Origin of the sequence: Actinotalea sp. JY-7876 (genome assembly GCF_014042015.1) — a bacterium.
In the GTDB taxonomy this organism is placed as follows: domain Bacteria; phylum Actinomycetota; class Actinomycetes; order Actinomycetales; family Cellulomonadaceae; genus Actinotalea.
Genome location: NZ_CP059493.1, coordinates 1357680 through 1370459, shown reverse-complemented (window position 1 = coordinate 1370459; position 12780 = coordinate 1357680). Strand labels below are relative to the sequence as shown.

Here is a 12780-nt window from a genome sequence, read left to right as displayed (position 1 = left end):
GACCCGAATCTACCGGTGTCCGCGCCGGGCGCCGCGCCGGAGCCGCGTCCGAGCACTCGTCGAACCGCCCCACGCTCACTCCCACGTGGTCGCGAAGAGCTCCGGCGGGGTGCCGCTCGGCGGGATGCCCAGCGAGCGCAGGGCGTGCGCGGTCACCTCGCTGAAGACGGGTGCTGCGACGTCGCCGCCGTAGATGGAGGACTTGGGGTCGTAGAGCGCCACGTTGACGGCCAGGCGCGGCTCGTCCGCGGGGGCGATGCCGACGAACGACGCGACGATCTTCTGCACGCCGCCCTCCTCCCACGCCTGGGCCGTCCCCGTCTTGCCCGCGATGCGGTAGCCGGGCACCGCGGCGTTGGACCCGGTGCCCTCCGCGACGGCGCTCTCGAGCATCCGCAGCACCGTGTCCGCCGTCTCGGGGCTCACGACCTGGACCGGCTCGCTCGTCGGCGTCGGGTGGAACGTCCCGTCCGCGTCGTACGTGCCCGCGACGACGTGCGGCTGCACGCGCAGCCCCCGGTTCGCCAGCGTCGCGAACACCTGGGTGCTCTGGAGCGTGGTGACGCCGACGCCCTGGCCGAACAGCACGGCGTAGGCGGTGCGGCCGTCCCAGTCCTCCGCGTCGTGCAGGAGGCCCCGCGACTCGCCCGGCAGGCCCACGCCGGTCTTGGTGCCGAAGCCGAACCTGCTCATGTAGTCGTGCCGCACCTGCGGGGGCAGGTTCTGCCCGACCATGACGGTGCCGGTGTTGGACGACTGGGCGAGGATCCCGTTGAGGGTCAGCTTCTCGTCCGGGTGCTCGTGCGAGTCCTTGAACGTCTGCCCGTTCGGGGTCGTGTACTGGTACGGGACGACGTACTGCGACGTCGGGGTCGCGATCCCGGTCTCGAGCGCCGCAGCCATCGCGACCACCTTCGCCGTCGAGCCGGGCTCGTAGACCGCGGCCACGGCGCGGCTCGCGGCGGCGCTCGTGGGGGCGTTCGGGTCGGTCGTCCCGGAGTCGGCGAGCACCAGGATCTCGCCCGTGCGCACGTCGACCACCTGGACGACGCCCCACGCGGCGCCGGTCGCGGCGACCTGCTCGTCGAGCGCTGCCTGGGCCATGTGCTGCAGGTCGCGGTCGATCGTGAGCTGCACGTCCTGCCCGGGCACGGCGGGGACCAGCTCCTCCAGGCCACCCGGGATCCGCTGGCCGCGCGCGCCCTGCTCGTACGTCTCCGAGCCGGGACGCCCCGCCAGCACGTCCTCGAACACCTGCTCCAGGCCGGCCTGGCCGAAGCCCTCGCCACCCACGAAGCCGACGATGTTGCCGCCGGTGGTGCCCTCCGGGTAGAGCCGGTCGGTGGTCCGCTCGCCGGAGATGCCGGCGATCTGCAGGTCCCGCACCTGGCGGTAGACGTCGGGGGTGACGCCCTTGCTGAGGTAGACGAACTTGTCGGTGCCCATGAGCTTGAGGGCGAGCGACTGCGGGTCGACGCCCAGCATCTCGCCCAGCCTGGTCGCCGCCTCGAGGGCCGCGGTCTCGAGCGCCCCGGGCTCGTCCGGCACCACCTGGCCGAACTGCTCCTGGTTCACGACGAGGTCGTAGCGCTCGACGGAGGTCGCGAGGACGTCGCCGTCGCGGTCGAGGATGTCCCCACGGTCGCCCGGGATGGCGACGGTGTGCAGCCGCTTGTCCATCGCGACGGCGGCGATCTCGGCGCCCTGGAGCCCCTGGACGTAGACGAGCCGCCCCGTGAAGAGGACGAGGAGCGAGAGCGCCAGCCCGAGCAGCACCGTCTGGCGACGGCGCGGGGTCCCCGTCCGGGGTGGGGGCAGCGTGACGACGCGGGGCGCGGCGGCGCGGGCGGCGGCCGGACCCTCGCCCGCCCGGGTTCGTGGGCGTGCCACCGACGGCCGCGGCGTGACCCGCGTCCCGCGGGACGCGGACGCGTTCGCGCGCGTGGGCGTGGGCGCCGTCCGGCGCTGCGGCGAGGCCGCGCGGGGGGCGCCGCCGGGGACCTGCCCGGCGGCGCCACGGCGCCGGTCCGGCGCAGGGCGCGCGCCGGTCGCGGGACGGGCGCCGTCCGGGACACGCGGTCCGGGACGGGGCGCGCCGGCGACCGGGGCACCGGGTCGGGCGGCGCCGGGGCGCGGGGCGCCCGTCCGCGGCACGCCCTGGCGGCGCTCGCCGCCGCGGGGCGTCCGGGCGCCCGCCTCGGTGCGGCTCTGCTCTGCCCTGCGCGGCTCTGCCCTGCGTGGCTCGGTGGCGGGACCCCGCCCGGGCGAGCCGGACCCGGGCGTGCGCGGGCTCATCCCTCGGCCCCCGCGGGGACGGGGTCACCGAGCACCGCGCCGTCCGCCAGGCGCAGGTAGGCGCCGTGCGTGGTCGGCACCATGCCCAGCGCCGTCGCGGCGGCAGCGAGCTGGGTCGAGGACTCCGCGGCGCGCAGCTCGGTCGCGATCCGCTCCTGCTCGCGCGAGGACTCGGCGAGCCGCTGCTGGAGCGCGAGGCGCTCGTACTCGCCCTGCGCCATCGAGGTGTTCAGGAGCAGCGCCCCGAGGAGCGACGCCGCCAGGAGCGCCATGCACAGGACCACGAAGGGCACGCGCGTGCGGGCCTGGGCGGGCGCACGCACCACGCGCAGGCGGGGAGCCGGCTCGGGCGCCCGCCGACGCCCGGGCGAGGGCGCGGGTGCGGTGCGGGCGGTGGCCCGCACCGCGGTCTGCTCCGCCGCGCTCATCGTGCCCACCCCCCGCTGAGCTCACGCAGGTGGTCGGGGGTGGCGCGCAGCCGCTCGGCGGCGCGCAACCGCACCGACGCGGACCGCGGGTTCGCGGCCAGCTCCGCCTCGGACGCCCGCTCGGCGCCCCGCGTGAGCAGGCGCAGGTACGGGCGGTGGGTCTCCGGCTCGACCGGGAGCCCGGCGGGTGCGCTCGAGACCGCGCCGCGGGCGAGCGCTCGCTTGACGAGCCGGTCCTCGAGCGACTGGTAGGCCATGACCACGATCCGGCCGCCGACGGCCAGGGCCTCGATCGCGGCCGGCATGGTCCGCTCGAGCACCTCGAGCTCACCGTTGACCTCGATGCGCAGCGCCTGGAACGTGCGCTTGGCCGGGTTGCCGCCGGTGGCGCGCGCGGCCGCGGGGATCGAGGCGCGCACGATGTCGACCAGCTCGGCCGTGCGGGTCAGCGGGGCGGCCGCGCGGCGCGCCACGACGGTACGGGCGATCCGGGGCGCGAAGCGCTCCTCGCCGTACTGCCGCAGGATGCGCACGATCTCCGCCTCCGGGTAGGTGTTCAGGACGTCGGCCGCCGTCGGGCCGGTGGACGCGTCCATCCGCATGTCCAGCGGGGCGTCCTTGGCGTACGAGAAGCCGCGCTCGGCCTCGTCGAGCTGCAGCGAGGAGACCCCGAGGTCCCCGAGCACGGCCTGCACCGGTCGGCCGACGACGTCCTGGACCACGTCGAGGACCTCGTCGTAGACCGCGTGCACGGCGGTGAACCGGTCGCCGAAGGGGCGCAGCCGCTCGCTCGCGAGCGCGATCGCCTGCAGGTCGCGGTCCAGTCCGACGACCCGCAGCGTCGGGAAGCGACCCAGGAGGGCCTCGGTGTGCCCGCCCATGCCCAACGTCAGGTCGACGAGCACGGCGTCCGGCCCCTCGAGCGCCGGGCCGAGCAGCTCGACGCACCGGTCGAGGAGGACGGGCACGTGCCGGTCGGAGGTCGCGCGCTCCTGGTCCATCCCCACCTCCTCGGTGCGTCGTGCGTCGTGTCGTCCGCGGCTGCGCGCGGTGCTCGTGTGGTCCCGCGCCGGCGCGCGTCGTGCGTGGTGCGTGGTGCGTCGTGCCTCGGTGGTTGCAGGTCGGGCGGCCCTCCGCCGCCCGACCAGGTCTCCCTCCGCAGCCCCTCTGGCACCGGGGAAGTGCGCCAGAGCGGGCGGGGAGAGACCTCGTCGTGCGGAGGCGGCCGGTCTGCCCGGCCCCGTGGTCATTCAGAAGGCACCGGGGAACACCTCCTCGGCGGTCTCGGAGTAGGTGGTGACCTGCTCCTCGAGGTAGGTCTCCCAGGCCGCCGCGTCCCAGATCTCCACCCGGGTGCCGGCGCCGATCACGGCGACATCCCGGTCGAGCCCCGCGTAGGACCGCAGCGCCGCCGGGATCGACAGGCGCCCCTGCTTGTCCGGCACCTCGTCGTGCGCGCCGGAGAGGAAGACGCGCAGGTAGTCGCGGGCCTGCTTGCTCGTGACGGGCGCCTGGCGGATCTGGTCGTGCATCCGCCGGAACTCGTCCATGGGGAAGACGAAGAGGCAGCGCTCCTGCCCGCGCGTGACCACCAGTCCGGAGGCCAGCTGGGGGCGGAACTTCGCGGGCAGGATCAGCCGGCCCTTGTCGTCGAGCCGCGGCGTGTAGGTGCCCAGGAAGGGCGTGTAGGACGCGTACGCCGTCGGCTCGTTCGCCACGTCGCGCCCTCCCCTCACCCCGTTGCGCGCCCCGGGCAGGCCCACCGCTCCCCAGGTCCCACCACAGTACTCCACTTCCCTCCACCAGCAAGGGAGCAGTGCCACGTTTCACCCTCCTGCCACGGTGTCGCCGCAGGTGAGGGGCGGTGGAGGACGGTGGAGGGCCGTGACGCGGCGGGCGCCGCCCCAGGCGCGTCCCGGGGGCCAGGACGCCCCGGCGTGCGGGGCAGCGCACCGGGCGCGGCGCCGGCGACCCGTCCCGGTGGAGCGAAGTGGGGGATCGCCCGCCCGGGGGCCATCGCCCCAGGGCACCCGGTCGCCTACGCTCGGGACAGCCGAGGAAGGGGTCGCCATGCACGCACTGCCCTCCGCGCGCGAGATCGACGACGTCGCCGACACCGCGCAGCGCGTACGGGCGGCCATGGAGACGGTCATCTCCGGCCGCGCGGAGCTGGTGCGGCTCACGGTCGCGGCGCTCCTCGCCGAGGGCCACGTGCTGCTCGAGGACGTGCCGGGCGTGGGCAAGACGACGCTGGCCAAGGCGCTCGCACGATCGGTCGACTGCAGCGTGGGGCGCATCCAGTTCACGCCGGACCTGCTGCCGAGCGACCTCACGGGCGTGACGATCTACCGTCCCGAGTCGCACCAGTTCGAGTTCCGCCCCGGCCCCGTCTTCGCCAACGTCGTCATCGGCGACGAGATCAACCGCGCCTCCCCCAAGACGCAGTCGGCGCTGCTCGAGTGCATGCAGGAGGGGCAGACCACGATCGACGGCACGACGTACGCGCTCCCCCGGCCGTTCCTCGTCGTCGCGACGCAGAACCCCATCGAGATGGAGGGCACCTACGCCCTGCCCGAGGCGCAGCGCGACCGCTTCATGGTGCGCCTCAGCGTCGGCTACCCCGACCGGGCCGCCGAGGTCGAGATGCTCGACCGCCAGGAGGCCGCCGACCCGCTCGCCCACCTGACGCACGTGACGAGCGCGACCGAGATCGCCGCGATCGTCGACGTCGCGCGGCGGCTGTACGCCGCACCCGGGATCAAGCAGTACGTCGTGGACCTGGCCGACGCCACACGCCACGACCCCATGCTGCGGCTGGGCGCGTCGCCGCGAGCCGCGATCCAGCTGCTGCGGATCGCCAAGGCGTCCGCCGCCATGGCGGGCCGGGACCACGTCCTGCCCGACGACGTGCAGGACCTCGCCGCACCGGTGCTCACCCACCGCCTCCTGGCCAGCACGGACGCACGGCTGTCGGGCCGCAGCGTCGCGCAGACCCTCGAGGCGGTCGTCGCCCGCACCCGGCTCCCGGCGGTCCGCACCGCGGCTCCCGACCGGCGCGCGATCGGCTGAGGCGGATGAGGGAGGCGCTGCGCGGAGTCCGCCCGACCGGCCGGGGTGCCGCGCTGGGCGCCGTGGGCGCCGTGACGGCGGTCTCGGGAGCGCTCACCGGCGTCCGCCTGGTCACCCAGATCGGCGCCCTGCTCCTCCTCGTCGTGGCCGCCGCGGTCGGCTCCCTGGTCATGGAGGGCCGGCTGCAGGGACGCGGGCGCCTCGCCCTGACCCGGCACGTGGTCCCGCACCCCGTGACGCGGGGCGAGCCGGCGACGGTCCACGTCGACGTCACGAGCACGAGCGGCGCGCACCGGCTCGACCGGCTGCAGATCGCGGAGCGCGCGGCGCGAGAGCTCTCGGGACCCCGGCCGCTGCGGGCGCGGGTCCAGCGGTCGCCGGGGCGCCTCGGCCTGCGCTACGCGATCGAGCCGCAACGCCGTGGCCGCTGGCCCGTGGGGCCGCTCGAGGTCCAACGCCACGACCTCTTCGGTGTCGCCCGGTGGCGCGGGGCGCTGGGCGAGGCGATGCTCGTCGCCGTCCGGCCGGCGACCGCCGTGCTGCCCGTCGCGCACGGGGCAGCCGCGACCGACGCCGACCGGGCGTCGCTGGGCGCGCGCACCGCCGCGGCCGACGACTCGTCCCTGCGCGACTACCGGACGGGCGACGACCTGCGGCGGGTGCACTGGCGCAGCAGCGCCCGTCGCGGCCAGCTCATGGTGCGCCAGGACGAGCGCGCGGGCCGCCGGCCCGCGAGCGTGCTCCTCGACCTGCCGGTGGACGACGCCGGTGCCGAGTGGACGATCTCGCTGGGCGCGTCGATCGCGCTCGCGCTCGCGGGTGCCGGCCACCACGTGCGCCTGCTCGGCGGTGACGCCCTGGGGGCGGCACGCGACCACCACCGCGCCGACGCCGACGGCACGGCCGCGGCGGCCCTCCTCGACCAGGCCGTCGACCTCGTCCGCCCCACCAGCCCGGCGACCCGCACCTCGTGGCTCCTCACGGCCGTGGACACCCTCAGCGAGCAGGGCCGCGGTGCGGAGCTGGTCTTCGCGGTCGTCGGCGCGCTCGAGGTCGACACGCTGACGACGCTCGCGCGCATCGGCGACCTGAGCGTCGGCTGGGCCATGGTCCGCACCACGGGCTCGGGTCCCGACGGCACGCCGACGACCGACGAGGCCCGCACGCTGCGCGCGCTGCGGCGCGCGGGCTGGACGGCGTGCGCGGTCCGCCCGGGCGAGGACCTCACGGCGTGCTGGCACCGGCTGCTCGACTCCGACGACCGGGTCGGGGCGGCGCGATGAGCGCCCCGCCCGTCGCGGGCCGGGCGGTCTGGGTCGGCGCCGGACTCGTGGCGGTGGCCGCGAGCGCCGGCGTGGCGTCGCTCGGCGCGCTGATCGCGCCCGGGCCCTGGCGCCCGGTCGCGACGGTGGTCGCCGTGCTGGTCGCCGCGGCCGTCGCCGGGGTCCGGCACGTGAGCAGGTCCCGCGTGACGCCGTCGGTCTGTGGCCTGGTCGCGGGGCTCGTCGTGCTCGTGTCCCTGTACGGCGGCGCGTCGAGCACGCCGGGGCTGCCGCTCCCGACCCCGGCGACGTTCGACCGGCTGCTGCGCCTCGCGGCTGCGGGCGCGGACGCCGTCGTGGACGGCCGGATCCCCGTCGCCCCCTCGCGCGGGCTCGAGCTGCTCGTCGTGGCGGGCACGGTCGCGGTCGTGCTCGTCACGGACGCGCTCGCGCTGGCGCTCGGGCGCGCCGGGCTCGCCGGCCTGCCGCTGCTCGGCCTGTGGGTGCCCGTCCTGGCCTTCGAGCGCGACCCCGGGGTGGTCGCGATGGTCGTCGGCGGTGCGGCGTACCTCCTCCTGCTCACCCTCACCCGCGCCCCGGCACCGCGGGCGACGGGAGGGCGCGACGCCGCTCCCGCGCTCGGCGTCGCCGTCGTCGTGGGCGTGCTGGCGGTCGCCGTCGGACCGGCCGTCGCGGCGCTTCCCGGCTACGGGTCGATGCGCCTGCCCGGCTCGTGGGGCGGGGCGGGCGTCGACGGGCCCCTGCGCCTGTCGACCGACCTGGACATGCGCTCGAGCCTGGGGGCGCGGTCGGACCGCCCGGTGCTGACCTACACCACGGACGCGGAGCGCGTCGGACCGCTGCGGATGTACACGATGGTCGAGTTCGACGGTCGGGAGTGGCAGCGCACCCCGGCCGAGGAGCTCACCGCCGCCGACGGCGTGCTGTGGCCGGTCGACCTGCCCGCCGCCCCGGACGAGGCGCTCGAGCGCCTCAGCGTCCGGGTGGGCGACCTCCAGCAGGACCGCCTCCCCGTACCGACGGAGCCCCGCGCGCTCGAGCTCGCCGGCTCCTGGTACTACGACGCGGCGCGGGACGAGGTGGTGGCCGGAGGAGGCCGCTCGACGCAGGGCCTGTCCTACGAGGTCACCATCGCCGCCCGCGACCTGTCCGCGGAGACGCTGCGTGCCGACACGGTGGGCGTCGTCGCACCGGACGACCCGACGCGCACGCTCCCCGACTCGCCCCACGCCGACCAGATCCGCGCCCTCGCGCAGGAGGTGACCGCTCAGGAGGACACCGCCTACGACCAGGCGCTCGCCCTGCAGTCGTTCTTCCGCGACGGCCGCAGCTTCCGGTACGACACGCGGGTCCCGCCGCCGGAGACCGAGGACGCAGTCTGGGACTTCCTCACGCAGAGGTCCGGCTACTGCGTGCAGTTCGCGACCGGCATGACGGTCATGGCGCGGACCCTCGGGATCCCCGCCCGCCTCGCCGTCGGGTTCCTCCCGGGCACGGCCAGCCGTGACGTCGTCGGGGAGTTCGTCGTGTCCGGCCGGCAGGCCCACGCCTGGCCGGAGCTCTACTTCGCCGACGCCGGCTGGGTGCGCTTCGAGCCGACCCCCGCCGTCCAGACCGGCGCCCCGCCGTCCTACGCCGACCCCTTCGCGGGGCTGCCGATCACGCCCGAGGAGGCGGAGCCGTCGGCGTCGGCGTCCGCGCCCGCCGCCGCTCCCGTCGCGCCGGGGCAGGAGGACCCGGGCACGGACGGGCAGGTCGGCATCGGCACGGCGAGCGTCCCGACCTGGCTCGTGGTGGGCGCGAGCGTGACGCTCGGACTGGCGCTCGCGCTCGGCGCCCTCGCCTGGCGCACCCGCCGCCGGCGGCGCGGCCCTCGGCTGCCCACCGAGCCGGAGGGCTGGTGGGCGCTGCTGCGCGCCCGGCTCACGAAGGCGGGGATCTCCTGGAGCGACTCGGCGACGCCCCGCCAGGTGGCGGCCCGTCTGCGCGACGACCTGCCGGACCAGGACCCGGCGGCACACGCGCAGGCGCTCGAGGCGGCCGACCGCCTCGTGGACGTCGTCGAACGCAGCCGCTACGCCCCCGGACCCGTGGAGTGGGACGTCGACGCGCTCCAGGGATGGGTCGAGGCGGTGCTGCGGCCCGTCGAGGCCGGGTCCGACCAGGCCGAGCCGAGACGTCGGCAGCCGACGGCGACCCGCTGAGCGGGCGGGCCGACGGCGGTCAGCGCCCTCGCTCGTCGCGACGGCGGTCCCAGCGCTCCTCGAACCGCGCGACCAGGCCGCGGTTCGCGGGCCGCGCCTTCGCGCGCGGTCGCACCGACCCGTCCTGCGAGACGACACCCGCCGGTCCGCGGCGCCGCGGCGGCGAGAACGCGAGCACGACCGAGACGAACATGGCGATGAAGCCGAGGACACCCACGAGCGGCTGGCTCGTCGCCGCGCCGATCACCAGAACAGTGAGGCCGGCGATGGCGCCGGCTCCGGTGAGCAGCCATCGCTTCACGGTCCGCGCCCCGCCACCCTGGAAGGTGTTCACGAGCTTCGGGTCGTCAGACGTGAGCTGCCGCTCCATCTGCTCCAGTACGCGCTGCTCGTACTCGGACAGAGGCATCGCTACCTCCGTGGTGCCGGTGGGACTGGGACAGCCTCAGGATAGGTCCTCCCCGGCTGGGGCGGTAGTTGAGCCCCGTCCCCGCGCCACCGTGAGCGCCGCGGCACCCAGCGCACCCGCGCCGAACCGCTGGCGGACGTCATCCATGGCCTGCTCGGCGCGCCGCCGCGCGTCGGACGCGTCGTCGACGGCTTCCTCCAGCGTGAGCTGTCGCGCGGTGGCCTCGCCGAGGCCCTCGGCGCGCACGCCGAGCAGCCGGACGCGGCGGGCGCCGAGGTCGACGCCGCCGAGCAGGTCCCTGGCCGCGGCGTACAGGTCGCGGCCCACGTCGGTCGGGGTGCCGAGGGTGCGCGAGCGGGTCAGGGTCGTGAAGTCCTCGGTGCGCACCTTGAGGGAGACGGTCCGGGCGACGTACCCCCGGGCGCGGAGCTGGCTCGCGCAGCGGTCCGCGAGCCGAAGGAGGTGGCCCTCGAGCACGTCCACGGCCGCGGTGTCCTGCTCGAACGTCGTCTCGGCGCCGATGCTCTTCTCCTGGCGCTCCGTCACGACGGGCCGGGGGTCACGGCCCCACGCGAGGTCGTGCAGGTGGGCACCGGTCGCCCTGCCGACGGCGCGCTGCACCACCGCGACGTCGGCGTCGGCGAGCTGCGCGACCGTCGTGATGCCCCACCGCGCGAGGGCGTCCCGCGTCCGCTCCCCCACGCCCCACAGGGCACCGACGGGCAGCGAGCGCAGCAGCTCGACGGTGGCGTCCCGCGGCACGAGCAGCACGCCGTCCGGCTTGGCGAAGCCGGACGCCAGCTTCGCCACGAACTTGGTGCTCGCGATCCCCACCGAGCACGGGAGACCGAGCTGCTCACGGACGTGCCCGCGGATCAGCGCGGCGATGCTCGTGGGTGGTCCCAACCGGCGTCGCGCCCCCGAGACATCGAGGAACGCCTCGTCGACGCTCACCTGCTCGACGACGTCGGTGACGTCCCGCAGGATCGCCATCACGGCCGTCGAGGCCCGCAGGTAGGCGGCTCGGTCGGGCGGCAGCACGACGGCCTGCGGGCACAGCCGCCGCGCGCGGGCCATCGGCATCGCCGAGTGCACGCCGTAGGCGCGCGCCTCGTAGGTCGCCGCGAGCACGACCGACCGCGTGTCCCCACCGACGATGACGGGGCGGCCACGCAACTCCGGGCGGCGCAGCAGCTCCACCGAGGCGAAGAAGGCGTCCATGTCGACGTGCAGGATCGAGCAGCCGTCCTCGTCGGTCCCCCAGCTGCGCTTCACCCCCGCCGGCGGCGGCGTGCGACTCATCCGCTCGTCCTGCCCATGCCCCGATCCTCTCAGGACGCGTGCAGCACCAGCCGCCCCTGCGACGCCGCGTCGGCGCCGAGCGTCCGCCGCACCGCGTCCTGGAAGTCCTCGGCGGCGGCCACGGTCCGCTCCGCCTGCTCCGCGCCGACCTCGTGCTCGCGGCCGGACTCGAGCGCGGCCCGCACCGGCGCCCCGCCGGCGAAGAAGGTGGTCCAGGGCGACAAGTCCGGGGCGACCGCGGCGACCATGTCCCAGACCGTGCGCGGGACCGGCCGACGCCGGGGCCGCCCGGTGACCTCGAGCAGCGCCGCCCCCGCGCGCAGCGCGGCGAGGTGGGCGTGCAGGAAGCGCTCCTCCTCCGAGCCGGCGAGCTGCGCGGCCGTCAGCTCCGCGTCGCTCCGCGCCAGGAGCTCCACGGCGGACGGCGGCACGGGGCGCTCCGTACCCTGCGCCCCCTCGACCGCGCGCAGGACGCGGGGTCCGCCGTCGCCGGCGCCGACCCGCAGGCGCCGCGTCGCGGCTCCCGCCGTGCTCGTCGTCGTCGTCATCGCTCCACCTCCTCAGCCATCATCGAACACCTGTTCGAGCCACGTCAAGGGCTAGCGTGTGCCGGTGCCCGATCGTCGCCAGTCCCGAGGTCGCCGCCCGGCGACCCCGCCGGCCGCGCCGGAGCTCCCGGACGGCCCCGTGCCGATCGCGACCGGGACCGCGGAGGTCACCAGGTCACCGGACGACCCCCGCGCCGTGACGCTGTTCGTCAACGGCGTGCCGAGCTCCCACCTGGACCTCGACGACCCGACCTGGCTCGAGTTCGAGTACATGCAGCACATGGCCGCGATCCTCACGCACACCACCGACACGGACGCGCACGGGCGCGACGCGGGCGGCCCACCCCTGGACGCCGTGCACCTCGGCGCGGCCGGCTGCGCGCTCCCGCGCTGGCTGGAGGCGGTGCGCCCCGGCTCCCGTCAGATCGCGGTCGACGTCGACGCCGAGCTCCTGCGACTGGTGCGGACCTGGTTCGCCCTCCCGCGCTCGCCACGGCTGCGCCTGCGCGCGGGCGAGGCGCGCGCGGTGCTCGCCGCGCTGCCGACCGGCTCGGCCGACGTCGTCGTGCGCGACGTCTTCGCCCCCGACGTCACGCCGGCGCACCTGCGCACCGTCGAGTTCCTGCAGGAGGTGTGCCGCGTGCTCCGCCCGGGTGGCCTCTACCTGGCGAACTGCGCCGACCGCCCGCCGCTGACCACCGCGCGCGCCGAGGTCGCGACGGCGCGCGCCGTCCTCGACGACGTGCTGCTCGTGGCGGAGCCCGGCCAGCTGCGCGGACGCCGCTACGGCAACCTCGTGATCGCCGGACGCGCGCCCGGCGGGCCCACGCGACCCGTGCCGCCCGCGCTCGCGCGGCACCTGCGGACGCTGCCGGTGCCCGCCGCGCTCGTCACGGGCGACGAGCTGGCCGCCTTCGCCGGCTCCTCGCCGCAGCTCCGCGACGAGGCTCCCGAGGTCACGCCCGGAGACGACGACGGCCGCGCCCCCTGAGGGGACGCGGCCGCCGTGCGAGGTCCGTCAGAGCGGGCGGACGTTCTCGGCCTGGGGGCCCTTGGGACCCTGCGTGATCTCGAACTCGACCCGCTGGGCCTCCTCGAGCGTGCGGTACCCCTGCGTCTCGATAGCGGAGTAGTGGACGAAGACGTCGGCGCCGCCGCCGTCCTGGGCGATGAAGCCGTAGCCCTTCTCGCCGTTGAACCACTTCACAGATCCCTGCGCCATGCTGTGCCTGTCCTTCTGTC

The 12780-nt window shown here is 76.3% G+C and carries 12 protein-coding genes; 4 read left to right on the top strand and 8 right to left on the bottom strand.

Annotation, left to right across the window (positions count from 1 at the left end; all coding sequences use genetic code 11):
• Positions 1-75 precede the first annotated feature (75 nt).
• From H2O74_RS06480 to mraZ, 4 genes are all read right to left on the bottom strand, one after another.
• Positions 76-1890, bottom strand: coding sequence for a penicillin-binding protein 2 (locus H2O74_RS06480; protein WP_255491824.1), 1815 nt, complete (start codon positions 1888-1890; stop codon positions 76-78).
• 401 nt (positions 1891-2291) lie between these two features.
• The gene (locus H2O74_RS06475) at positions 2292-2723 is read right to left on the bottom strand and encodes a hypothetical protein (protein ID WP_182113645.1); all 432 of its coding nucleotides are present in this window, start codon (positions 2721-2723) and stop codon (positions 2292-2294) included.
• Positions 2720-3724, bottom strand: coding sequence for a 16S rRNA (cytosine(1402)-N(4))-methyltransferase RsmH (rsmH, locus tag H2O74_RS06470; protein ID WP_182113644.1), 1005 nt, complete (start codon positions 3722-3724; stop codon positions 2720-2722). Before rsmH ends, H2O74_RS06475 begins: the two co-directional genes overlap by 4 nt.
• A 249-nt stretch (positions 3725-3973) precedes the next feature.
• A complete protein-coding gene (mraZ, locus tag H2O74_RS06465; protein ID WP_182113643.1) occupies positions 3974-4441 on the bottom strand; it encodes a division/cell wall cluster transcriptional repressor MraZ in 468 nt (155 codons plus the stop codon).
• Positions 4442-4793: 352 nt separating this feature from the next.
• Between mraZ and H2O74_RS06460 the strand changes: the two genes are divergently transcribed.
• From H2O74_RS06460 to H2O74_RS06450, 3 genes are read left to right on the top strand one after another with little or no spacing between them, the layout of a single operon-like run.
• A complete protein-coding gene (locus H2O74_RS06460) occupies positions 4794-5792 on the top strand; it encodes a MoxR family ATPase (RefSeq protein ID WP_182113642.1) in 999 nt (332 codons plus the stop codon).
• Positions 5793-5797: 5 nt separating this feature from the next.
• Complete coding sequence (locus tag H2O74_RS06455; protein WP_182113641.1) at positions 5798-7075, top strand: DUF58 domain-containing protein; 1278 nt, start codon at positions 5798-5800, stop codon at positions 7073-7075.
• Positions 7072-9279, top strand: coding sequence for a DUF3488 and transglutaminase-like domain-containing protein (locus H2O74_RS06450; RefSeq protein ID WP_182113640.1), 2208 nt, complete (start codon positions 7072-7074; stop codon positions 9277-9279). Before H2O74_RS06455 ends, H2O74_RS06450 begins: the two co-directional genes overlap by 4 nt.
• Before the next feature lie 19 nt (positions 9280-9298).
• Here H2O74_RS06450 and H2O74_RS06445 read toward each other — a convergent pair whose 3' ends face one another.
• Genes H2O74_RS06445 through H2O74_RS06435 form a run of 3 tightly spaced genes read right to left on the bottom strand, consistent with a single transcriptional unit; the run spans position 9299 to position 11538 of the window.
• Entirely contained in the window at positions 9299-9688 is a 390-nt protein-coding gene (locus H2O74_RS06445; protein WP_182113639.1) for a DUF3040 domain-containing protein, read from the bottom strand.
• Positions 9689-9724: 36 nt separating this feature from the next.
• Positions 9725-10990 (bottom strand): DNA polymerase IV, encoded by a 1266-nt coding sequence (gene dinB / locus H2O74_RS06440; protein WP_182113638.1) that lies wholly within the window; start codon positions 10988-10990, stop codon positions 9725-9727.
• Between the two features lie 29 nt (positions 10991-11019).
• Positions 11020-11538, bottom strand: a complete 519-nt coding sequence (locus H2O74_RS06435) for an SAV_6107 family HEPN domain-containing protein (protein WP_182113637.1) — start codon at positions 11536-11538, stop codon at positions 11020-11022.
• A 64-nt stretch (positions 11539-11602) separates the two neighbouring features.
• Between H2O74_RS06435 and H2O74_RS06430 the strand changes: the two genes are divergently transcribed.
• Entirely contained in the window at positions 11603-12529 is a 927-nt protein-coding gene (locus tag H2O74_RS06430; RefSeq protein ID WP_255491823.1) for a spermidine synthase, read from the top strand.
• Between the two features lie 27 nt (positions 12530-12556).
• Here the strand turns inward: H2O74_RS06430 and H2O74_RS06425 are convergent, their stop codons facing one another.
• The gene (locus H2O74_RS06425; RefSeq protein ID WP_182113636.1) at positions 12557-12760 is read right to left on the bottom strand and encodes a cold-shock protein; all 204 of its coding nucleotides are present in this window, start codon (positions 12758-12760) and stop codon (positions 12557-12559) included.
• Positions 12761-12780 lie beyond the last annotated feature (20 nt).